This is a genomic window from Pedobacter sandarakinus (genome assembly GCF_026240095.1).
Lineage (GTDB): Bacteria > Bacteroidota > Bacteroidia > Sphingobacteriales > Sphingobacteriaceae > Pedobacter > Pedobacter sandarakinus.
In genome coordinates this window covers 307,868-331,005 of the sequence record NZ_JAPIVG010000005.1, presented here as the reverse complement: position 1 = coordinate 331,005, position 23,138 = coordinate 307,868, and the positions used below count along the sequence as shown (strand labels likewise).

Below are 23,138 nucleotides of genomic sequence, written 5' to 3'. Positions count from 1 at the left end.
AATTTAACTTTGAGCGATAGAACGAAGGGTTTGTCTGTTTAGTTGGACTAAATACGGAATGCAACAAATCTTGGTTTTTTCTTAACTATCTTTTTTTTTAGCTGTCTTTAAAAACGTATCCTTACCAATCTTTCTTCTCGAAAAAATTCGTAAGTACTACATTGATTTTAATTATTAATTTTGAAAATGTTTAAAAGCTACATCCCAAGAGCATCACTTACATTTTTGGTTACCCTGCTTATTGCCGTTTCTGCCAATGCACAAACCACAACAAATGGAAGCCAAACAAACAATATCATTACTGCAGTACCTTTCATGTTAATTACCCCCGATGCCAGAGCTGGCAGTATGGGAAATGCTGGTGTGGCAGTAGAGGGAGATGCTAACAGTTCTAGTATTAACGTTTCAAAACTTGCTTATTTACCAGATGATTATGGGTTTGGCGTATCGTATAGCCCATGGTTAAAAAACCTGGTACCCGATATTAATTTAGCTTATTTAAGTGGTTACTATAAGCTGGATGATAGAAATACCATTGCTGCGTCAATGCGATATTTTTCGCTAGGATCCATTAACCTGATCGACGAGAACCAGCAAGATTTGGGGAGTTTTAGTCCGAGTGAATTGGCATTGGATGCTTCCTTTGTTCGAAGCTTTGGCGATGGCTTCGCATTGGGCACTACCCTGAGGTACATTCGTTCTAACCTTTCATCTGGACTCTTTGGAAGTACGCAATTAAGCTCTGCAGGCCAGGCTGTTGCAGTAGATATTTCAGGAATTGTTAAAACCAATACTCAATTATTGGGTAGCGATGCCATCTTATCCTTGGGTGCAAATATTGCTAATATAGGAACTAAGATGAGCTACAGCGCAGAAGGAGACAGCTATTTTTTGCCTACAAATCTTAAAATTGGTGGTGCATCTACCTTCCTGGTAGACAGTTATAGTGAGCTTACCTTTGCATTGGATTTCAACAAATTGCTGGTACCCACGCAGCCTATCTATGACATTCAAGGAAATATCATCAGTGGAAAAGATCCTAACCGCTCCGTTCCAGCAGGTATTTTTGGTTCTTTCAGCGATGCACCAGGAGGTTTCAGCGAAGAATTGAGAGAGGTTAGTATTTCTACCGGGATTGAATATCGTTATAATAAACAATTTGCCCTTCGTGCTGGCTATCACTATGAAAGCCCACAAAAAGGTGATACGCAATATTTTACGGTCGGTGCCGGATTGAAATACAACGTTGTAAACATAGATCTTTCATACCTCGCTGCCACCACTCAACAAAGCCCTTTAGCAAATACACTTAGGTTTAGCTTGCTTTTCAATTTTGGCAATACAAAATCAAACTACCGTAATCCACAAGTCAATTAGGTCTAATGTCTTCTTTAGGAAAATCAGCTCACATCAAATGTCATAAAATTGATTATTATCAAAAAATAAACTGAATGACACAATAATTCACATCAAACAATTAACTTAGCGTACACATATGCAGTATCTAAGTTTTCTTGCCGGAATTACTTGTTTCTTTTTGCTTTTATTTTCAGTGCACCTCTTTTTTGCAAAAAAGGGTAATAAGAAACAAAATCTTCTTTTGGCAGTTATGCTGTTTGCTAAATTCGGCCAGGTATTTAATGCGCTATTAATTAGTTTGCGTGAACCAGCTTTGTTAAGCTATTTGTATCAAATTTTTACACCGCTCTTTTTCGCTGCCCCCGCATGTTTTTATCTCTATATCAATGGCTTTATCAATCAGCGAAAAGGACTCAAAAAATTAGAATGGCTACACTTTATACCGGCTTTATTAGCGCTAATACATGTTATCCCCTGGCCACACCTCGCTCCTTTAAATTGGGAGCTGATTAGCTTGCAACTTACAGAAAACGGATTCCATAGCCTCACTGAAAGAAGTGGACTTTTTCCACCTGCCTTTCACCAACTCTTTAGACCTCTGGTAACGCTAGGATATTTGATGCTGACATGGTTTAGCGTAGTCAGAAATAAAGCAAGTCTCTCAAAGGCATCAAATTCGCAGATCAAATATTGGGTATTCTTCCTGCTAAGTATTGTTAGTGTATTCCAATTTATGCGACTGGTACCGTTATTACTTAAAACTGAGGGTATCGTTGTTGGAAGTACAACATTGCTTACCATCACTTGTGGCCTGCTCATTTCAATATTACTTTACACACTCCATCGCCCACATATGTTTTATGGTTTTTTGCTGGTTTCAATCGACTGGAATAGAAAGAACAGTGAATATCAATTGGTTGAGGAAACAAAACCATCAGACAATAAATTGGAAGAAATTAGCTTCACCAACTTAACGGATGGAAAGATTAAGCCACAGGCAATCGACGTACCGTCATCTGCATTGGAGCAGCAACTTGTTGATTTGCCAAAGGAAATGGCGCAACAGCAAAAAAGAGCTAATTTAAACGTCCAACAGATTTCGCTGTATATTATGCTGATGAAAGACGTAATGGAAAATGAGAAGCTCTATCTCATACCCGAGTTGCAAATTATTGACCTGGCCACTAAAATTAATATCCCCGTCCATCATTGTTCGTACGTACTTAACAATCACATTGGCAAAAATTTCAGGGATTGGATTAATGCTTACCGGGTAGATTATTTTTTGAAACAATACCCTTTACTGGGAGATAAAATAACGATAGAAGCCATTGCCCAAGGTGCCGGTTTTAAAAATCAGGCCACATTTTACAATGCCTTCAAAAAAGAAAAAGGCATGATGCCTACGGCATATCTGTCAAAAATGACATCAATTTAGATGAAAATTAACATTTTCGATATAACGGTTGAACGGTTATAGATAACTTCGGTTCGCTGCGGCTATCTTTTTTGACTTAACAAATATCTTTGGGTAATCATTTGTTGAAGCTTAGTTTACTTCAATACACTCCTCACTCCCTAAATCAACCCAAGATGATTGCCAACCCAAAAATTTACACGGCTATAAAACCACTTATCAGCTACTTAACTTTATTCAACCCACTATCGAATGAATTCAAAACCTATTTGGAAGAGCACTGCCAGCAGGTTAACGTTAGAAAGAACAAATATATCTTATCACCAATAGACAATAATAACTCGATATTTTTCATTGTGAAGGGCGTTGCGAGAGCCTTTGTTAAGGAAGATAAAAAAGATATCAGTACCAGATTTAGCTTTGAAAATGAATTTATTGAAGCAATCAGAAATCCAAATGAAGTTGATATCCATTCCATCGAATATTTACAGGCAATTGAGGATTGTGAGCTGATCAGAATTCCTTATCAAAACAACGACTTTATTTATAGTCATTTCCCTGAGTCAGGTATCATTGCAAGAAAGCTATTAACCCTATTTTATCACGCATCTTCAGAACGATCTATCCTATCTAGAATTCCATCGGCTTTAGGAAGATACAACAGACTGTTGAGTTCTAGCATCGATATCAGCCGAATTCCGCAGCGTTACCTGGCAAGTTATCTTGGCATCCGACTTGAAACGCTTAGTAGAATCAGGAACAAGGCAATCGATAATAGAATACTTCAAATGGCATAGAAAGCATAAGTGGCTTTAATTCAGTTGTAAAGATCCTTATGCCGGCTTCTGCTGCTGAACTTTTTCGACCTTCACCTTTAAATAATCCATTACGGATGTTGCGGTTAAGCCATGAATGATGATGGAAAGCAGGATAGTAAGGGAAACGACTGCCCATAGGGTATCGATACCATTAAAAGCGGTCTCATTTAACGCAAATGCCAAATAATAAACAGAGCCCATTCCCTTAATGCCGAAAAAACTAATGGCGAGTTTTTCCTTCCAATGCGTTTCCGTTCCAACCAACACAACGTAAGTGATTACTGGCCGTACCAGTAAAACAAATGCCAGCGAAACACACACCATTTGGATGTTGAGCGGTTTTAGTATTCCGCTCACTAACGAACCTCCAAAAAATATTAGTAAAACAGCCAGCAGCATGCGTTCCATCTGATCGGTAAAAGAATGCAGCTGTTGATGATATTTGTGCTGCTTCTCATAGTGCCTTAAAGTGATCCCTGCAATAAAAACCGCAATGAAACCATAACCATGCAATAATTCGGTAAGTGCATAGGTTAGTAAGGTCAACGATATGGCTAGGAACCCATCTGAAGCCTTCAAAAGACGATATTTTTCAGATACAGAAAATACCAAATAGCCAACAAACTTTCCGCAGGCCCAGCCAAGCAGGATACCGATTATAGATTTACCTAAGAAATACCATGCAAACCAATGTAATCCCAAATCGAAATTAAGTCCTTTATTGGCAACTAAAATAGCGAGCCAAGTAAACGGAAAGGCCATTCCATCGTTAAGACCTGCTTCGGATGTAAGGGCAAATTTTGTTTCAGATTTCCCTACTTCATTTGGTGGGCCAACCTGTACATCGGCCGCCAATACCGGATCTGTAGGTGCAAGTACCGCTCCCAGCAGCAATGCAGAGGGCAATGCTAAATTCAGAAAATATTCGCCCATGAATACACAAATAGCGATACACAAAATCATGGCTCCAAAAATAAGCCTCAATGTTGTTTTCCAACTTGTAAAAGAAAACCTCCGATCAATCTTAATGCCTGTGCCCATTAACGAGATGATTACAATTAACTCCGTAAGGTGGACAACCAAAGTTTCATTTTTCTGGGGCAGAGGTGCCGGAAGGAAATTTGGAAAGCACAAAAAAATGACCACGCCAATAGCCACATATATTAACGAATAAGATACTTTGAACCGTTTAGCCAGGGCGGGCATAAAACCCATGCCAATACTTGCGCATCCGGCAATGAGCATTAATAAGATATATTGACTTATCTCCATTTCCGATAGTCAACAAAATCGGAAGCAATAAGTTCTGAGTGGATTGCAATTAAGCTTCTTAAGTGATGATATAAATCGGAATTACACTTATTCGAAAACGCCAGGATTAAAAACCCTGGCGTTCTGATGTTGACTTAATAAGGTTATTTAGATATAGCTACAGGCACTTGATAGAGTTTGCTATGAATCTCTTTCAATTTGGCCTCGTCGAATTTAATCACTTTCCGGTCATAGGTCATTAGACCGTTGGTTTCTACTTCCACATCTGTAGTTTGGGTATATACACCAGCAGATAAACCAATTTTAATCAAGTATTCCGTCCGTTTTACGAACTCTGCATATTTGTTATAAAGATCAGTGTTGTTTTTGAAACTCTGGTATCCCCAATTATTTTTTTGCTGCCAAACATGGCCATCTATTGGCAAACCTAAGCCACCAAACTCTCCTAAAACAAGTGCATAGTCTTTACCAAAATAATCAGGACTTGGCATTGCCGGATGGGGATAATTATGTAGATCGATGATATCGCCAACTGGGTGGAAATTGCCACCACTGGCCGTATTTACTAATCTGGAAGGATCTTTTTCTTTAGTCCATTTGGCAATTTCGACTGTTTTAAACTGGCCCCAAGCCTCGTTAAAAGGTGTCCAAACCACAATAGATGGAAAGTTGTGCAAGGTTTCCATGATGGCAGTCCATTCCTTTCTGTAATAAGCTTCAGATTCGGCGCTTCTTTTTTGATCTGTTTGGTGATCAAATACGCCGGGTCTGTTTTCCCATCTGTTGCCTAAATCGCCACTAGGCATATCTTGCCATACCAACATTCCCTCTAAATCACAGTAATAGTACCATCTGGCAGGTTCTACTTTAATGTGTTTTCTAATCATGTTGAAGCCCATTGCTTTAGTTTTGTCAATATCAAACTTAAGGGCTTTATCTGTTGGGGCAGTGTAAAGCCCATCTGGCCACCATCCTTGGTCTAGCGGACCATATTGAAATACAAATTCATTGTTAAGTAACATTCTTTGGATCCCATTTGCATCTTTTCCTATTGAAGTTTTACGCATTGCGAAGTAGCTACTTACCACATCTACTACTTTATTTCCAGAAAGCAATTCTATTTTCAATTGATAAAGGAAAGGATTAGCAGGGCTCCACAATTTTTGATTCTCAATTTTCAATTGTACAGCAGATTTCCCGTCAGACATTGCTTCGGCCACTTTGTTTTTACCATCCCAGGCAGAAATTTTAACCTGATCTCCTGCGGCAATATTCTCCGCAAAAGGAACTATTTCTACAGTAGAACGATCAATATCTGGAGTGGTTTTAATATGATCTACATGCGCACGGTTTACACCCTCTATCCATACACTTTGCCAGATTCCTGTTACAGGCGTATACCAGATGCCTTCTGGCTTTTTCACTTGCTTACCCCTTGGTTGCGGACCATCATCGGTTGGGTCCCATACTTCTACGGTTAAAACCTGTGCGCCACTTTTATTTAGAAATGGTGTGATGTTAAAGCTAAAAGGATCGAAACCACCCTCATGTTTTCCTACTTCTTTACCATTCAAAGTTACAGTTGTTCGCCAGTCAACCGCTCCAAAGTGTAATAATATCTCCTTACCTTTTAGTGTGGATGGAACGGTGAACGTTGTTTTATACCACAGCAAGCTATCTTTACCCACAGTTTTGCCAACGCCAGAAAGCGACGACTCTACAGCAAATGGAACTAAGATTTTACCTTGATTAATATTCGGTTTTTGAGTTTTAGATCCAATGGCATAATCCCAAAGACCGTTTAAACTTTTCCAGTTATTGCTGCGTTCAAATTGAGGACGAGGGTACTCTGGAAGTACATTTTTGGAATCGAGCTCATCGGCCCAAGGCGTAGAAATTTTTCCTTTTACCGGCGCCCAGCTTTGCGATGCTTTCTGTTGGGCATTTAGCGATGCAGCAATGCACAAGAGAGATAAAATAGTAGATAATTTTTTCATTTGTTTGTGTTTGTGTTTGAGCCGTTGAATGGTAATTCAATCAAAATAGACTCAAGTAATATGTAATTTGATTAGTTTTTATAAGAAAGGCGCAATTAGCATATTTTTGAGGTTTTTATCAAGATGATCTGTCTCAATCTTTCCACGATTTCTCTCATAAATGACCGATTGGTTGTAGAAATGATCTAGTTAATAATAATATTTCAACAATTCTGCTTTTAAAACCCTAAAATTTATCTGATTATCTGTTAACATTCTCGCTGCGAATAAATATTTATGTATTATTGTTTTAACTAAACTCCCTATTATTAACTGCTGCGATTGTATTACAGCGAAATCTACGATCATGAACATCTCAAATATCTATGGCGAGAAAAAATGGGACAACTTCAATGGACAATCACCTTTGATCGAGGTATTCAGGAAATTTCATCCATTAACTCCAGAACTTGAGGCGATAATAAATGAACACACCTTTCCTGTTGAATTTGGCAAAAACAAACATATTGCTTCGCCATCTAAGCGAAATAAATATCTTTTTCTGATTTTAAGCGGTGCAACATATGGCTACATCAAACTTGATAAACAAAAGATCACCACTTGGTTTGCAATAGAAAATGATTTTGCTGGCACCATCAACAACCTTTGGGAAGATGCGGCAACCGATGAATATATTGAGACCATAGAACAGGTAATGGCAATTGCTATTCCACATAGTATGTCGAAAATGATGTTCGAACAGTATCCGGTTGCCAACTTAATTGGTCGGAAACTAACAGAAATGTATTTAAAAGCAGCATCAGAGCGGGCATTGCTATCTCGCATGCCAGGCGCCGCAAAACGCTATGAAAGGTTTGTAGCCATGTATCCCCGATTGATAAACAGGATTCCACTTAAATGTGTTGCCTCGTTCATCGGTGTACGCTTAGAAACGTTAAGCAGAATTAGAAATGGTTCTAACACCAAACCCAAAACGGTATGAATGTCATTTTAGCTTCCACCTCAACACTCTTCGGGGGCGAATATCTTTCCTACTTGAAGCAGGAAATCACCGGACTTTTTAAAAACATCGATGAGCTTATTTTCATTCCTTATGCCCGGCCGGGAGGCATCTCTTTAGATGATTACACTTCACGTGTGGCTACTTTTTTTTCGGGCTTAGGCATTGTTGTGCATGGAATTCATGAGTTTGAAGATAAAGCAATGGCAATTGAGCGGGCCCAAGGGTATTTTACCGGAGGTGGAAACACTTTTCTACTGGTTAAAACATTGCACGAACTGGGTTTGATGCCTATTTTAAAACGAAATATTTTAGCTGGCAAACCTTATTTAGGATGCAGTGCAGGAAGTAACATTGGTGGGGTAAATATGAAGACGACCAATGATATGCCTATTGTACTGCCACCATCTTTTGATTGCCTTAGTCTTGTACCTTTCAACATCAACCCTCATTACCTAGACCCAAACCCTGATTTGAGACACAATGGCGAAACCCGGGAAACAAGAATTATGGAATTTCTAACACAAAATGATACTAAGGTAATTGGCTTACGGGAGGGAAACTGGATTACTAGAAAAGGCGACGTAATTCGTACCGAGGGAACAGAGTTTACCCGTGTTTTTGAGCATGGCCGGCCTCCATACGAGCTCCCTCCGGGAAGTAGCTTATAATTTAAAACATTTAAAAACAAGGGGTTCTCCTTTTTTAAATCAATTTATTTTGGTAAATTGTTTCAACCAAAATATAAAGATTATGAGCTTACTTAAAAAAATTGAAAGATGGGGAGACCATCATCACCCAAGATGGATTGATTATTTTAGAATTGCTTTAGGAACAGTTTTAATTTGGAAAGGGGTAAGTTTTTATATTAACATGGAAGCATTTAACCACCTAATGCGTGGAGAATTTTTAGCCACGGCTTTCGGAATCAGTTTAATTGCGCACCTCATCATTCTATCGCATATTCTTGGTGGACTGGCAATTGCTATTGGCACACACACGCGGCTCTCTTGCCTTATCAACCTGCCTATCTTAATTGGCGCAGTGTTTTTTATTAACATGTCAAATGGAATTTTCCAACCCTACTCAGAATTCTGGCTTTCTACAGTAGTGTTAATTGGCTTAGTCTGTTTTATTGTGGAAGGCAATGGCGTTATTGCGGTAGATCGGTTCGAACGTGCAGAAAAAACATAAAAAATAGCAATCAAAACACTTCAAGAATGATTTTAATAATAAAAACTTGAGGCTTCTGAAGAAAATTTGAATTCTAACATCATGGTTAACAAGGCTTAATATTTTTTATTGAATATTAAATTCAAAATGATTTGCAGATTACGATCAACTTTGTACTTTTGCAGCGGAGAGCTGGCAGAGTGGTCGAATGCGGCAGTCTTGAAAACTGTTGACTGTAATAGGTCCGGGGGTTCGAATCCCTCGCTCTCCGCCAAAGATAATATAGCCTGATCACATACATGATCGGGCTTTTTTAATTCCTGCAACTTAAGCTAAGGCATGTTGCTACCGATAATGCGCTCATAAAAGCGTATTCATTTTTATAGAGTGCTTACTTCTCAAGTCACAAATCTGATATATTACGTACTTCCCGCCAACACCTTCTTGTGTATTGGCGATGATAAAAACTAGCTTGAAACATCGCAAACCTAATATTTTCCGGTTTTGTTCTAAAATGCTATTCAATAAATGCAGAAAAGACCGCCTTTACTTTGTACAAACATATCACCAAATGATTTATTTTAGTGCTTCACAAATGAGAATGGAGCTAAGCAATATCGCACACGCAACGGCTTCTTTAAAATGAACGAACATGCAATCAGGACAAACGTTAAAGCAGAAGATGAAAATCTTTGTATTATTTATTCCGATACTTTTCTATGGCATTACCGCCAAGAGCCAGAGTGGTAAACGCTATACCAATTATGTAAATACATTTATTGGAACTTCTCCCTTAACCGATAGCGCCATTCTGGGCTACAAACTTCCAAAAGACTGGAGGGCTTGGTCGGGTTTGACATTTCCTGGCAGCTCATTGCCCAATGCCATGGTGCAGTTGAGTCCCATGACCGCCTATCAGCCTGCAGGTGCAGGTTACCAATACGAAGACTCCAAGATTTTAAGTTTTACCCACACCAATAAAGGACACTGGAACTTAGCCAACATTCCCATTCTACCGCTTTCTAACCCAGGGAAAGTATTTGGTTCCAAATTTTCACATCAAAAAGAGAAATCATCGCCGGGGTTTTATCAGGTATACCTGGAAGATTATAAAATCGATGTGAGTTTAACTTCTACCTTACGTTGTGGTTATCATCGCTATGCGTATAAAGACAAGAAAAACAAACAAATTCTGTTCGATTTGTCTAAAGCTTTAAGCAGGGTTAATGGATGGGAAATCAAACAAGTTGGCGATTCGGCAGTTAACGGATTCCAGGGTGGTGAAAACATTTATTTTTTCGCAAAGCTGAATACCAAAATCAAAAAACTAGATGTAAATAATGCTGGCGAAAAGAATGGTTATGCCATTATCAATTTAGCTGATGATGGCAAACAGGTGGTGGAACTGAAGATTGGTTTGTCTTTTGTTAGCGCAGAAAATGCGAAAGAAAATCTCGATCAGGAAATTGGCAACCGCACATTTGCTGAAGTTCGCGATCTGGCTAACCAGCGCTGGGAAGAATTACTTTCGAAGATAGATGTTACCGGAGGCAATCCAAAACAAAAAGAGATGTTGTATTCTTCACTTTACAGGTCTTTGTTGTGGCCTGCACTTCGAAGCGATGTAAATGGCGAATATAGAGATGCAGTAAAAAAAGTTTCCAAGGCAGATTTCAACTATTATACGGAGCCTTCACTTTGGGATACTTATAGAAATAAAGACGTGCTATTGGGTTTGATTAGTCCGAAGGTTGCGCTTGACGTAATTAAATCAATGAAAGATGTTGGCGAGAAAACCGGATCCATGCCTACGTTTTTTCACGGAGACCATGGCGCCTCGTCTATTGCCGGAGCATATCTAAGAGGCATCGATAATTTCGACATCAAAGCGACTTACGAGCTACTGCTAAAAAATGCGAATGTACCTGGCAGGGCTCGTCCGTTTCTGAAAGAATATATGGAAAAAGGTTATATCTCAGACCCGGATATTGCTTCACCCCATGTGGAAACAAAGGGAAGAGCTGGTGTATCCAAAACGCTTGAATATGCATATGATGATTATTCACTGGCACAAATAGCGAAAAAACTTGGGGATACTAAGAATTACGATTTGTTGATGGCCAGATCGAAGAACTATCAAAATGTTTTCGATCCAGAAACGAAGTTCATGCGTGGAAAATTAGAAGATGGTTCCTGGATTAAAAATTTCAATCCGCAATATCCTTATTATGAATACATGTACCGTGAGGCCAATGCTTGGCAAGTTTCGTTTTATGTGCCACACGATATGAATGGTTTAATAAAATTATACGGCGGTGCTAAACCCTTCGAAGATAAATTAGATGCCTTGTTTACTACTCCCTGGAACCCAAAGTACATTGCCAGAAACGTAGAAACGATGATTGGCCAATACTGCCAGGGAAACCAGCCTGACCATGAGGCTGCGTTTAGTTACTATTTTATTAATAAGCCAGAGAAAACTCAGAAGTTATTAGATTATATCCTGAATAACCTTTATGGAATGAAAGATGGATTAACATTATCTGGGATGGATGACGCAGGCGAAATGTCGGCATGGTATGTATTAAGTTCTTTAGGGCTGTACACATTCTCGGCTACCGACCCACAATACCTGGTAACTGTACCGCAGTTCGACCAGGTTACCTGGAAAATTAATGCAGGGAAACCATTAACCATCAATAACCCAGGTGGCAAGCGAGATCTAAAGTCTGTTAGTGTAAACGGTAAAACAATGGATGGCTATTTCATACCCCACAGCTTGCTTTTAAGTGGCGGAGCAATTACGGTAAATACCAAGTAGAACCGGAAGTAAAAAAAAGATTATATACGTCCAATGTTCAGGCGGATATAATCTTTTTTTATTGTTGATGATTATTTTAGTTGTTTATTTTCCATTCCTTAGGTGCCACAAATCCTTTTCGCCCTGCATCGAAATTGGACACTTCAATTGGCGCTTTTATTGCATTAAATGGTATTAGTATTTTTTTAAGGGCGTCATAAACGGATTTGTTTTCTTCCTTCACATCATTTTTTTCGCTAACATCTCTATCAATCTGGAAAAGTAAATCTGAAGTTAGCTTCATATTGGCATTCTGGTCAGATTTCTCCAGCACTTTCCATTCCTTGTTTACTAGTACCCCTGCTCCCAAGAACAAATCTCGCTTAATATTTGGCTGCTTTTGTGTTAATACAGGCAGTACATTAATTCCATCAAGAGGGTTTTTGGTTTTCTCTGAAACCCCGGCAATAGCCATCAATGTCGGGAATACATCCACATAACCCATCACTTGCTCGCTCTTCCAGCCGCCTTTAAAGCCTTTAGGCCACCTGATAATTGCCGGAACCCTTACGCCACCTTCCCATTCGGTAAACTTCGTTCCCCTCAACTCGCCACTGGATCCAGCTTCGTTTGGTGCCGGGCCATTATCACTCTGAAACAGAACAATGGTATTTTCATCTAGTTTAAGTTCGCTTAATGTCTGAAGAATTCTCCCAATGTTGGCATCCAGGTTATTCACCATTGCTGCATAGGTTTGTGCTTTGGTATTGCCTCTCCCCTCTGCCCCGTATTTTCCTTGCTGGGCGAAACTAGGCTTGTTGCTATCATAACCAAACCGTTTCAAGTCTTCTTCCTTTGCCTGTAGCGGCCCATGTGGAGCATTAAATGCAATGTAAAGGAAAAATGGAGCCGTTTGGCTGTAAGATTTAATGTTTTTAATGGCTTCATTTGCAATTAGATCGGTAGAATAACCTTGATCGTGGCTTGCTTCGAAATCATTGTGCCAGTCTAATTCACCTTCGCGGGTGTGGGTGAAGTAATCTATTGCGCCATTCAAATGGCCGTAGAAATGGGTAAAGCCTCTATTTAACGGATGGTATTTAAGCGCCACATGACCTAAGTGCCACTTACCCAGTATCGCTCTATTTTTATAACCAGCCTTATCCAACAGCTGAGGGAGGAAAACCTCGTCAGTACTCACACCAAAATCAGACCAGGGAGGAATTACTGTCTTCCTGAGTCCGAAGCGATCGGGATAGCGACCAGTTAACAACCCGGCTCTGGTTGGCGAACAAACCGCAGCAGTATAATATCGGTTCAGTTCTATACCTTGTTTCGCAAACTTATCGATGTTTGGTGTGGGGATATCTCCGCCGTGGTAGCCCACATCTCCCCAGCCCAAATCATCAACCAAAATAATAATGATGTTTGGTTTTTTTGCTTGTTGGGCATTTGCGGTTTGTGGCATAAACCACATTACAAATAGTGCAGTAAGCACACTAAATATATTTGTTTTCATATCTTGGTGGGTAGATAAATGAATGAAATAAAAATCCTGTATCTAGTTGATAAACGCAACTACATACAGGATTGTCTTGCATATTTAAATGCGCTATCTAGCTGGTTTTGGAAGTACATGATGTTTGGTTGCCCATTCATCCCACAATGCACTCATCGTTTTAACCTTATCTGGATATTCTGCAGCAAGATCATTTAACTCGCTTTTGTCGTTAGCCAAATTGTACAGCTGCCATTTTTTGTTCGGACCAGCTACAACAAGTTTCCAGTCTGCCATACGTACATATTTACTGCCTTCATGTTCATTAAACAAAGCTTGGTGCGAAACCGTATTTTTGCCTGCAAGTACACTGGTGAAACTTTTTCCTTCCAAAGGCGTAATCTGATTGCCTTTGAATTCCTTTGGATATTGCGCACCAGCCATTTCAATAAAAGTAGCCATAAAATCCATTACATGACCAACATGAGCTGTTTTGCTTCCTTTATTCTTGATTCCTGCTGGCCAAGATACCAACATTGGTGTATGGATTCCGCCTTCCAACGATTGAGATTTCCATAGTCTGAAAGGAGTATTGGCTACGTTAGCCCAAGCCGGCCCAATCGAAAAGAAAGTTGTTTCCGGACCAGGCATCACCGTTTTGTCGGTGGCATAAGAGATGTTTTTACCATCACGGGTTTGGCCGGGGCGGTCGAAACCAGGACCATATTTATCTGATAACTCTGCGCTTGCTCCATTATCACTTAGAAATACAAAAACCGTATTTTCCATTTCCCCGGTTTCTTCTAAGGCTTTTATTACCCTTCCTAAACCTTGGTCCATACGGTCGATCATCGCTGCATGAACAGCCATTGCTCTTGCATCCCATTCTTTTTTAGGGTTATCAGCCCAGCTTAATTGAGAGGGGTTGCGTGGAGAAAGCTTAACGATTTTAGGATCTATTAATCCAAGGCTTACCATTTTCTTGTAACGGTTTTCTCTAATCACATCCCACCCAACCTTATAGGTATCTGCATATTTTGCTATATCTGCTTCTGGAGCCTGAATTGGCCAATGTGGGGCATTATGTGCAATGTATAAGAAAAATGGATTGCTGCCTTTACTGAATTCCTGGATATATGAAACAGCTTTATCGTTTATTGCATCGGTATGGTAGTAATCTTTTGGTACGCTGGTTACAGGCTGGTTACCCTCTACTAAACTAAATGGATCGTAAAAATCGATGACACCCCAAATGGTACCATAGAATTTTTCGAACCCACGGCTGGTTGGATATTGGTCTGCAGGGGAAAATAATGGGTGTGTGGTTTGGTGATTTAACCATTTCATTTGGTCATCGTGATTGCTCTGGGTGATGGTATTAGATATGTGCCATTTCCCAACCATACCTGTACGATATCCAGATTCCTTCAACACTTCTGCAATAGTAACTGTATTTTTGCCCAGGTATCCACGATAGCCCTCATCATTTTGAGGAGTGGTCATGTCGCCTATTCCAGCATCATGATTATATAAGCCGCTAAGCAAAGACGCTCTGCTGGGGCAGCATCGGCTCACATTGTAGAACTCTGTAAACTGCATACCCTGCTTGGCAATACGATCGAGATTGGGCGTATTAATTTCTCCACCGTAGCAACCTAAATCTGAAAAGCCTAAATCATCGGCCATTACTAACACAAAATTTGGTTTTTTGGTTGACTTCTTTTGCGCCGCAACGTTCTGCGGAACTGTAATTGCCGTGGCAGCGAAAATGCCAAGGGCAATTAGCATCATATTGTTCATTCTCATCTTCATACGTAATCTGGCTGAGCTTATTATTTTTTGCTTAGGGTTAATTCTTTAAAAATATCGATCTCTTTCTGATCGAAAGGTGTGCCATCAGTCCGGTACAGGTCGTGGAACCAAAGTTTAGGTTCGGGAAAAGGTTGTCCTGGTTGTACCACCTTCCCTTCCTCACGTCTTTGGTTAACGCTGATGTTTTTACCATCTTCTCTTCTGCTAAACCAAGGCCAAACGGTACCACTTTTACCAGATACAAAACCCCAGTTTACTGCACCAACATTATATTTTTTTAGTATTGGCAAACATCCTGCTACCGTACTTTCCTGCGTTCTCGCCAGCCACTCGGTCATAATAATCGGTCGGCCATCGGCTTGGTAGTTCTTTATAACACGCTCTAAAACTTCTGGCTTTTCATAGCTATGTACCGAAAGGACATCTGCGTTTATGCGGTTAATTTTAACATTCATTTCCCCCAAGCTGCCTTTAGCCGTACCAGTTATGGGTTGAGATGGGTTGATTTCCCTTGCCCACACCCATGCTTGATGAAGAAGCTTATTGGATTTATCGCCAATGCTCGATGATTTATCTCCCCCATCTAGGTTATTCCCTCTGCCAGGCTCGTTGTAAAGCTCCCACATTAATACCCTTTTATCATTTTTAAAATGTTTGATGGTTTCCTGTACATAACCCTTTAAATCTGCAACTTCTTTCGGTGTAGCCTTATCATCAGAAAACCTTAAAGCTAAGTCGCGTGCTGGCGAGTTTACCCAACCAGAATTGTGGTAACCAATTACTGGCAGCGGTTGCTTACCTAGTACTGGGTTAGGAAAATGGCAATCATCAAAAAACACGAAAAATGGCCTGATTCCATGCTTTGAGGCAATTTTCAGGAATTCATCCATGTGTTTATAGAGACCAGCTTTATCAGATGCCCATACCATATCGTGCAAAAACACCCTCATGGTATTCATGCCGGTTTGGGCTGCCCAGCCAAATTCCTTATCGATTGTTTTCGGATCCCAGGTAGAGGCCTGCCACATTTCGATTTGATTTATAGCAGTTGCGGGCAGGTAATTGGCACCTACCAACCATGGCTGTTTGGCATACCACTCTTTCGCCCGCTCTTTAGACCACTGACCCTTTACAGGCTCAGTATAGTCTATTTCCTGTGCGCTTAATTTTACGGCATACAGCAGTAAAAAGCTAAGTATTATTTTTAAGTTTTTCATGTGGCAAACTAGTTTTTAAGTTTAGGCAACGATTCCCACCAGGCACTTAATTCAGTTTTTAATTTATTAGTTATTTTAGTTTCCTGGGTACTGAGGTCTGTTGTTTCGTTTTTATCTTTTACGATGTTATAAAGTTGTACATCAGATCCATCGTTGTTCATTAGTAATTTCCATTCTCCTGCACGTACTGCTAAATTTGGGCTTTTATTTGGCCCAGCCGGATACTTAAAAGCGATATTGTTCCGTCCGTATTCCCAAAACATATTCTTCCCTCTTAATGATGCTGAACCAGTGAAGACCTTGCTTCGGTCGATACCGTCGCCTTTGTATGCAGAAGGCAGTTTTACAGCAGCCATTTTAGCCAGCGATGGCAAAAGATCAATCGCATTAACTTCAGATGTAGCATCTACCTTTCCCTGAGGGATATGCCCAGGCCAGCAGATTAGAAATGGCATCCTTGTACCACCCTCATAAAGAGACAATTTCGATCCACGTAAACCACCTGTTCTACTCCCTTTAAAGCTTGGTAAGGGTCCATTATCACTGGTAAAAATGATGATGGTATTTTTATCTTCACCCATTTCTTTTAGTCCATCGATTAAGCGGCCAACCTGTACATCTAATTCTTTCAGCACCAATTTAAAAGCTTGTTCAGACTCTTGTCCCATTGGGAAATTCCCTGTATATTCTTCACCAACATTTGGCACCCATGGTGTGTGTACATCATCTGGCCAGAGATTCACGAAGCGTGGCTTATTTTTATTTTGCTTAAAGAAATTTAAGGTCTTGTCTACAAAATACTTAGTTCTATCCCATCTTTTAATACTGTCTTTATCTGACCAAATCCAGTTTGTAGCAGTGAGCAGTGGATCTGGATCTGGGCTCTCATAAGTACTGGCATGGGCATCGTAACCGTACTTTTCAAATCCTGGAGCGTTTTTTACATCGCGGCCACCACCCATGTGCCATTTACCAAAATGGCCGGTAGCATAACCCGCAGATTGAAAAACGCGGGCAATGGATGGGGCATTCGGATCAAGGAAATCTGCTTGCTCGGCATTCTTGTTGTGCTGTCTGTTATCGAGATAAGTACTAAAATTCCACCTTCCCGGGTACATTCCGGTAAGCAAACTAGTTCTTGATGGTGAGCAGATTGGCGCACCACTGTAATACTGGTTTAACATAAGACCGTTCTTTGCTAACCGATCTATATTTGGCGTTGGCACAAACTTCCCTCCAAAGGTAGTTACGTCGCTAAAACCCATATCATCTACCAGGATAATAATAATGTTTGGTTGCTTTTCCTGTGTAAACCCTACGTGGCTAATCAATAGCAGGCACAGTATGAATAATGAACTGATGTTTCTCATATTAATCTTTTTGTTGATGTTTAGGTTGACGATTTAAGGCATCCATTTCTGTGGCTATGCCTTTATCGTTCTGTTGTTTCATAAATGCGGCAAGCCGAGTAGAGAGGTCTTTTTTTACCGCATTAAACTTTGGATCTTCTATCAAATTATGCAGGTTGAATGGATCCTTGATTACATCGTACAATTCCTCTTTTGGGCGTTTTTGATAAGCGGTGGCCCTTGCGGCGTCTTCTTCCATCCAAGATTTAAATAATGGCGAATTGGTAACAGTATTTTTAAAAATGCCATCAGAATTTAGGTTTTGAATATAAAGGTAATTGTTGCTTCTTGCTGACCGCGTGGCATAGGCATCACTTCCCTGAATAATTCCACGGGTGGTATGCTCACCAAAAACATAATCTCGCTGGTGCTGTGTTTCTCCAAGCAAAACCTTTCTAAAACTGGCACCATCAAACCCGGTTTTGCCATTTCCATCTTTGGATCCGGTATTAATTTTCTCAGGGCTCCCTCCGGCGAGTTCGATGAGTGTGGGGGTAATATCTGCATATTCTAACATAGCAGGATTACGAGATCCGGGCTTTACCTTATTTGGCCAGCGCACTATAAAACCAGAGCGTAGTCCCTGATCATAGAGCGTCCACTTCGAAAAAGGAAAAGAATTGCCTTGTTCTGTAGCAAACATAATGATGGTATTATCTTTTTCTCCCGAACGCTCTACCATGTCTAAGCAAACGCCTACCAAACTGTCTAGATAAGTAATTTCAGCAAAGTATTTGGTCATCTGCTTGCGGGTAACCTTGGTATCTACCATATTAGGATTAAGCTTCACTTTTTCTGGCTGATAAGCATTCTGATTGCCGCGATTCCACGGTTCGTGCGGCTGATTACTGGCAAACATTAAGAAGTAAGGTTTCCCGGCAGCTTTTTTGATATAGCTTTCTGCTTTCGAAAGATCAACGTCCTGACCCTGCCCGTTGTCGCCATCTTTTCCTCCCAAAAACTCGAAGGGGTAAGCAGACTCTGGTGCATAATGCCTTTTACCAATTATTGCAGTACGATAGCCAAGTGCCTGAAGATAGATTGGAAGTGTCTTTATTCCATCATAAATCATGGTGTGATTGGGGTAAGCACCGTTTCTTACCGGACCCAAACCCGTAAGTAATGATTGACGGGTTGGGGAACACACCGGCACCATATTGAACATGTTATCTAAACACATGCCCTCGCTGGCTAAACGCTTTAGATTTGGCGTGTGTACCTGGGTGCTACCAAAGGGTTCGATGTCTGTCATGGTTAAATCATCTGCCATGATGAAGATAATATTTGGTTTTTTTGCCGGTGGCCTACCTAACTTATCTGGGGCCCTGAATGCAAACACGGCAAGCACAGCGAATGCTGTGCTTATAATTGGTACTACCCTTCTCATTGTCTTATTCATACTAATTTTGTTTTGCATAAACCCGATCTACAGATGCACCATCGTCATGCTGTTGTTTCATCCAATCTTTCAGTACCTTACTGAAGGTATCAATTTGTTTTTTGTAAGATGGATTATTTGCCAAATTGTTTAATTCGTAAGGATCTTTTAGGGTGTCATAAAATTCAATGGCTGGTCTGTGTTTAATTCGGTTAACCAAGAACTTGGCTTCTGCATTCGTTTCGGCTTTATCGTTCCACGATTTCCAAACACCCAGATCCCCAGGTCCATTATACCACTTTATGCCGTAAGTTTTTTCTGGGCTTAGGTTCAAAATTAGTTTATAACGTTCATCTCGCAGGCTACGCATAGGGTAAGCAGGCCCTTCAGGAATGTTATTATATATGCCGTATGCATAACTGCGAGCTGTTTTAGAATTCCCTTTAAGTACCGGAAGAAAACTTTTCCCATCGAGAGAATCAATTGCCTTTCCTCCGGCAATATCAATGAGGGTTGGCGTAATATCTTCATACTGTACAATGGCATTCGTTTGAATATTTGGTTTTATTTGATTTGGCCATCGCACAATCATCGAACTTTTTTGTCCTAAATCCCAGCAATTCCATTTACCGCCGGCAAACTGCGGTCCTTGCTCGCCTAAAAACATAAATATAGTGTTCTTATCCTGACCAGTTTTTTTAAGCATTGCCATCACATCACCTACCTGGTTATCCAAGCGACGAATTTCCGCCAGGTAATTGCAATACTCTTTCCTGGTTTCTTTAGTATCTACCATACTTGGAGGTAAAATTAACTTGTCTGCATTAAATTCTGTAGGATCACCTTGATCCCAAGGTTTATGCGGGTTAATACTCATAATAAAAAGACAAAAAGGCTTTTGCTGATTGGTCATGAATTTTTCTACATCATCCAATTCGTATTCATCATTACTCGAAGTACATTGTGGCTGAAATCCTTTGATGATCTCGAAAGGGAAAGCACTTGCCGGGCGGGTACTATGATCTTTGCCCGTTAATGCTACCTGATAGCCTACGTTTGCGAGATAATGTCCTACACTTTTCATATTTGGATATACCGGTTTATGATTTTGGAATGAACCATGTCGCATAGGATACAAGCCTGTAAACAGCGAGGCACGGGTAGGCACGCAGGTAGCATGGGAAGCATAAATGTTATTAAACTTCAAACCTTCCCCAGCTAATTTATCAATATTTCTGGTCTGAATATTTTTTCCACCATAGCAACTTAATTGTCGGGTGTCTAAATCATCAGCCATAATAATTACCACGTTAGGACGAGATTGTTGTGTGACCTGTGCTTTAGAAGACCATCCTATAGCAGATAGGAGCAACAATGTTAAGGTATAAGCATATTTTTTCATAGTGCTGATGATTTTTATTGCGGTTTTACAGTGAAAACATCTGAATAAAGCAACTCGGGGACGCCAACCACTTTAACTGCGATCCTTGCATAAAGGTACGGCAAGGTAGTTAAAGGCGCTACTGCTAAATTTTGGCTTAACAGAATCGGTTGCGTTAAATTTAAGCCTGTTCCAACTTTTGTACTTAACGGATCTGCTGGTGAAGGCACCAATTTTGTTGGATCATCAACGATAGTTGTTTTACCTAAAATAAGCGATATGCGCTCCAGTTGTCTTCCTGCAACATTGTTAACCAACACACAAGACGATTTTAGTACATTATTTTCTACTGTAAAACTAACGTTGTTAAGAGAGAAATATGGTTTAACCTGGACATCTATATTTGTGGTTCCTCTTACAGCCACATCAATTGTACTGCTTGTAACTTCCCAAGGTCCATTGCCAGCAATCTGCAGTAACTTATAGTCTCCATCAAAAAGCATGGCAGCGAAAGTGCCGTCTTGTTTTACATTAACATTGATTGGTGTAACGGTTTCAAAGCCAGGTTGTGTTAGCTGTAAAACACTTATTCCTTGTCTAATGCCAAAAGTTTTGCCCTCGAAAAGAAGTCGGCCGCTTAACTGGGATTTAGGTGGTTCGTAATTATCATATTCGCAACCTGTTATTGCCAGCGCTAAAAAAATGATACTGTATAATATTCGTTTCATGATTATGAAAATTAATGATATGGATTTCTAACTATAAGTGAATTGGCATTAAGTACATTTTGTGGAACTGATGAATAATAGTTACCTAGCCTAAATAATCTTGGTTGTGTAAACCTTGGTGCTACACGCTTTACAAAAACGTATTTATTGTGTTTAGTTGGGTCTGAAGGCCTAACTACACGATATGGCCAAAGTGCATTCACCAGGGTGTTTGGCGATTGCCTGTTTCCATTAAATACCTCATGGGCAATCCTCCAACGTTTCAAATCCCAATAACGTTGCTCTTCGAAAGCCATTTCTACCTGAAACTCTTTTCTGATGATATCGTTGCTAAGTGTTGCCAAACTATTTGCAGGAAACCCAGCCCTTTCTCTTACTTGATTAATGTACCCTAAAGCTTCCGGAACTCTGTTTAATTCGAAAGCAGCCTCGGTAGCGTTTAGCAAAATGCCACCGAAACGGTAACGAATCCACCAGACATCACTTCCTTGACCAGATTGTCCTGAACCTATCCTTGAATCAACGTACTTTCTCATGTAAAAACCAGTATTTGTAACGTTAGCGGCGTTTGGAAGCGGACCATCTGCAGCCACTAAAGTTCCGCCGTCGGTAAAAACACTACCCAAATCTGGAGAGGTACGAATAACATACTGATTGGTTGCGGCATTCCATTCCATTACTCCAGCCTGTATATCAATGCGTTTACCACGGAAAGTAGAGCCTGGTGTGATAATGCTGCCAAACATCCTGTTATCTTTACCGGCAAATAAATCCTCCGGACGAGTATAATAAATGTAATCGGAGCCATTGGCCGTTTGAATTTTGAGTGCACCACTTGTTCCATTTAGGTAATCGAAAGCTTCAACTAAATTAAGCGAAGGCGTAACTCCCGCAGAGCCTGTAGCATTCTCACGCAAAGAGCGAGGGATGCTTTCAACAGTATAATCGTGGTATTTGCCATCCAGGGTGTAATCAAGTGCCCAAATCACTTCCCTATTATTTGCTTTTTTAGTAAACAGGTCGTAGAAGTTCTGAGCTTTATCTGGGTTTTCATTATAGAGCACAAATTGCTTACTATCGATAATCTCTTTTGAAGCTGCTAACGACTGCTGATAGTAGCCCTCTGCCTTGCTTGCCGGAATACCCACCTCGCCACCTGGCAGTACGATAGGATCTGTCATTAAACTATTATACTTGGCAATAGATGCGGCATAAAGCATTGCCTGAGATTTTAAGGCCAAAACTGTCCACTTATTTGCCCTTGTCTTACTTGTTGCTGTAAGCGGAAGCTGATCTTTAATTGCATCCAATTCGGCGCCAATAAAATCATAAATGCCAGCTTCTGTACTTCTAGGTAATTTTAGTGCGTCAACATCTGGCGAACCATCATACTGAAAGGTATTGGTAACAAGTGGCACACCGCCCATGCTGCGTACATGAAGAAAATAAATGTAAGCCCTCACAAACCGACCTTCAGCCAGCAAATGTTTACGGTCTGCATCTGCCATGGCAGTAGATCTTTCGAGATTTTCGAGAAAGAGGTTTACATCCCTGATTAAGTCGTAAGACCAAAGTTGTTTATCTGTATAAGGATAATTTACCCTGGTATTCCTGGCATTATTTGCGCCAAGGCCACCCGACCACATGGCTTCATCCAAATCGGTAGGAGATAGTTTTCCGCTTTCCAATCCACCGGTTGGCTGTAAGCGGTTATATATGTTAGCCAAAACCGAGATGGCAAGTTTCGGATCGCTCCAAACCTGCTCATCGAGCAATACATCTGTTGGTTTACGATCGAGAAATTTTTTACATCCTACCACCTGACTTAGCATAGTAGCGCAGATTGCGTAAAGTATAATTTTCTTAAATTGTTTCATCT

The 23,138-nt window shown here is 40.3% G+C and carries 17 protein-coding genes and 1 tRNA gene; 8 read left to right on the top strand and 10 right to left on the bottom strand.

Going from position 1 to position 23,138, the window contains the following annotated elements; genetic code table 11:
- The first annotated feature begins 186 nt into the window (after positions 1–186).
- From porV to OQ268_RS15240, 3 genes are all read left to right on the top strand, one after another.
- Entirely contained in the window at positions 187–1,377 is a 1,191-nt protein-coding gene (gene porV, locus OQ268_RS15250; protein ID WP_265857320.1) for a type IX secretion system outer membrane channel protein PorV, read from the top strand.
- Positions 1,378–1,609: 232 nt separating this feature from the next.
- The gene (locus tag OQ268_RS15245) at positions 1,610–2,797 is read left to right on the top strand and encodes a helix-turn-helix domain-containing protein (protein ID WP_265857318.1); all 1,188 of its coding nucleotides are present in this window, start codon (positions 1,610–1,612) and stop codon (positions 2,795–2,797) included.
- Between the two features lie 155 nt (positions 2,798–2,952).
- Positions 2,953–3,573: a Crp/Fnr family transcriptional regulator gene (locus tag OQ268_RS15240; protein WP_265857317.1), complete on the top strand. Its 621-nt coding sequence runs from the start codon at positions 2,953–2,955 to the stop codon at positions 3,571–3,573.
- 36 nt (positions 3,574–3,609) lie between these two features.
- On the opposite strand, the gene OQ268_RS15235 is transcribed toward OQ268_RS15240, so the two are convergent.
- Together OQ268_RS15235 and OQ268_RS15230 are read right to left on the bottom strand one after the other, a co-directional pair.
- Positions 3,610–4,866, bottom strand: a complete 1,257-nt coding sequence (locus tag OQ268_RS15235) for a cation:proton antiporter (RefSeq protein ID WP_265857316.1) — start codon at positions 4,864–4,866, stop codon at positions 3,610–3,612.
- 143 nt (positions 4,867–5,009) lie between these two features.
- A complete protein-coding gene (locus OQ268_RS15230; protein WP_265857314.1) occupies positions 5,010–6,863 on the bottom strand; it encodes a glycoside hydrolase family 2 protein in 1,854 nt (617 codons plus the stop codon).
- 346 nt (positions 6,864–7,209) lie between these two features.
- On the opposite strand from OQ268_RS15230, the gene OQ268_RS15225 reads away from it, so the two are divergent.
- The 5 genes from OQ268_RS15225 to OQ268_RS15205 all read left to right on the top strand — a co-directional run bounded on the left by OQ268_RS15225 (position 7,210) and on the right by OQ268_RS15205 (position 11,857).
- Positions 7,210–7,845, top strand: a complete 636-nt coding sequence (locus OQ268_RS15225; RefSeq protein WP_265857313.1) for a Crp/Fnr family transcriptional regulator — start codon at positions 7,210–7,212, stop codon at positions 7,843–7,845.
- Positions 7,842–8,534 (top strand): dipeptidase PepE, encoded by a 693-nt coding sequence (gene pepE, locus OQ268_RS15220; protein WP_265857311.1) that lies wholly within the window; start codon positions 7,842–7,844, stop codon positions 8,532–8,534. Before OQ268_RS15225 ends, pepE begins: the two co-directional genes overlap by 4 nt.
- An 82-nt stretch (positions 8,535–8,616) precedes the next feature.
- Positions 8,617–9,057 carry a DoxX family protein gene (locus OQ268_RS15215; protein ID WP_265857310.1) on the top strand — a complete coding sequence of 147 codons (441 nt, stop codon included), beginning with the start codon at positions 8,617–8,619 and terminating at the stop codon, positions 9,055–9,057.
- Between the two features lie 165 nt (positions 9,058–9,222).
- Positions 9,223–9,310 (top strand) — tRNA-Ser (locus tag OQ268_RS15210).
- A gap of 378 nt (positions 9,311–9,688) precedes the next feature.
- Positions 9,689–11,857: a GH92 family glycosyl hydrolase gene (locus OQ268_RS15205; RefSeq protein WP_265857308.1), complete on the top strand. Its 2,169-nt coding sequence runs from the start codon at positions 9,689–9,691 to the stop codon at positions 11,855–11,857.
- Between the two features lie 76 nt (positions 11,858–11,933).
- Here the strand turns inward: OQ268_RS15205 and OQ268_RS15200 are convergent, their stop codons facing one another.
- The 8 genes from OQ268_RS15200 to OQ268_RS15165 form a co-directional block, all read right to left on the bottom strand.
- The gene (locus OQ268_RS15200; protein ID WP_265857306.1) at positions 11,934–13,355 is read right to left on the bottom strand and encodes an arylsulfatase B; all 1,422 of its coding nucleotides are present in this window, start codon (positions 13,353–13,355) and stop codon (positions 11,934–11,936) included.
- 93 nt (positions 13,356–13,448) lie between these two features.
- A complete protein-coding gene (locus OQ268_RS15195) occupies positions 13,449–15,140 on the bottom strand; it encodes an arylsulfatase (protein WP_265857304.1) in 1,692 nt (563 codons plus the stop codon).
- A gap of 26 nt (positions 15,141–15,166) precedes the next feature.
- On the bottom strand, positions 15,167–16,363 hold the full coding sequence (locus OQ268_RS15190; RefSeq protein WP_265857302.1) for a cellulase family glycosylhydrolase: 1,197 nt from the start codon (positions 16,361–16,363) through the stop codon (positions 15,167–15,169).
- Positions 16,364–16,371: 8 nt separating this feature from the next.
- Positions 16,372–17,733 (bottom strand): sulfatase-like hydrolase/transferase, encoded by a 1,362-nt coding sequence (locus OQ268_RS15185; protein WP_265857301.1) that lies wholly within the window; start codon positions 17,731–17,733, stop codon positions 16,372–16,374.
- 1 nt (position 17,734) lies between these two features.
- The gene (locus OQ268_RS15180; RefSeq protein ID WP_265857299.1) at positions 17,735–19,171 is read right to left on the bottom strand and encodes a sulfatase family protein; all 1,437 of its coding nucleotides are present in this window, start codon (positions 19,169–19,171) and stop codon (positions 17,735–17,737) included.
- 1 nt (position 19,172) lies between these two features.
- Positions 19,173–20,552, bottom strand: a complete 1,380-nt coding sequence (locus OQ268_RS15175; RefSeq protein WP_265857297.1) for a sulfatase family protein — start codon at positions 20,550–20,552, stop codon at positions 19,173–19,175.
- Positions 20,553–20,566: 14 nt separating this feature from the next.
- Positions 20,567–21,259, bottom strand: a complete 693-nt coding sequence (locus OQ268_RS15170) for a DUF3823 domain-containing protein (protein ID WP_265857295.1) — start codon at positions 21,257–21,259, stop codon at positions 20,567–20,569.
- A gap of 11 nt (positions 21,260–21,270) precedes the next feature.
- A complete protein-coding gene (locus OQ268_RS15165) occupies positions 21,271–23,136 on the bottom strand; it encodes a RagB/SusD family nutrient uptake outer membrane protein (RefSeq protein WP_265857293.1) in 1,866 nt (621 codons plus the stop codon).
- Positions 23,137–23,138: the final 2 nt, after the last annotated feature.

Coding starts and splice junctions, on each gene's coding strand:
- porV (WP_265857320.1), top strand. CDS start 187: ATGTTTAAAAGCTACATCCCAAGAGCATCACTTACATTTTTGGTTACC.
- OQ268_RS15245 (WP_265857318.1), top strand. CDS start 1,610: ATGCTGTTTGCTAAATTCGGCCAGGTATTTAATGCGCTATTAATTAGT.
- OQ268_RS15240 (WP_265857317.1), top strand. CDS start 2,953: ATGATTGCCAACCCAAAAATTTACACGGCTATAAAACCACTTATCAGC.
- OQ268_RS15235 (WP_265857316.1), bottom strand. CDS start 4,866: ATGGAGATAAGTCAATATATCTTATTAATGCTCATTGCCGGATGCGCA.
- OQ268_RS15230 (WP_265857314.1), bottom strand. CDS start 6,863: ATGAAAAAATTATCTACTATTTTATCTCTCTTGTGCATTGCTGCATCG.
- OQ268_RS15225 (WP_265857313.1), top strand. CDS start 7,210: ATGAACATCTCAAATATCTATGGCGAGAAAAAATGGGACAACTTCAAT.
- pepE (WP_265857311.1), top strand. CDS start 7,842: ATGAATGTCATTTTAGCTTCCACCTCAACACTCTTCGGGGGCGAATAT.
- OQ268_RS15215 (WP_265857310.1), top strand. CDS start 8,617: ATGAGCTTACTTAAAAAAATTGAAAGATGGGGAGACCATCATCACCCA.
- OQ268_RS15205 (WP_265857308.1), top strand. CDS start 9,689: ATGCAATCAGGACAAACGTTAAAGCAGAAGATGAAAATCTTTGTATTA.
- OQ268_RS15200 (WP_265857306.1), bottom strand. CDS start 13,355: ATGAAAACAAATATATTTAGTGTGCTTACTGCACTATTTGTAATGTGG.
- OQ268_RS15195 (WP_265857304.1), bottom strand. CDS start 15,140: ATGAGAATGAACAATATGATGCTAATTGCCCTTGGCATTTTCGCTGCC.
- OQ268_RS15190 (WP_265857302.1), bottom strand. CDS start 16,363: ATGAAAAACTTAAAAATAATACTTAGCTTTTTACTGCTGTATGCCGTA.
- OQ268_RS15185 (WP_265857301.1), bottom strand. CDS start 17,733: ATGAGAAACATCAGTTCATTATTCATACTGTGCCTGCTATTGATTAGC.
- OQ268_RS15180 (WP_265857299.1), bottom strand. CDS start 19,171: ATGAATAAGACAATGAGAAGGGTAGTACCAATTATAAGCACAGCATTC.
- OQ268_RS15175 (WP_265857297.1), bottom strand. CDS start 20,552: ATGAAAAAATATGCTTATACCTTAACATTGTTGCTCCTATCTGCTATA.
- OQ268_RS15170 (WP_265857295.1), bottom strand. CDS start 21,259: ATGAAACGAATATTATACAGTATCATTTTTTTAGCGCTGGCAATAACA.
- OQ268_RS15165 (WP_265857293.1), bottom strand. CDS start 23,136: ATGAAACAATTTAAGAAAATTATACTTTACGCAATCTGCGCTACTATG.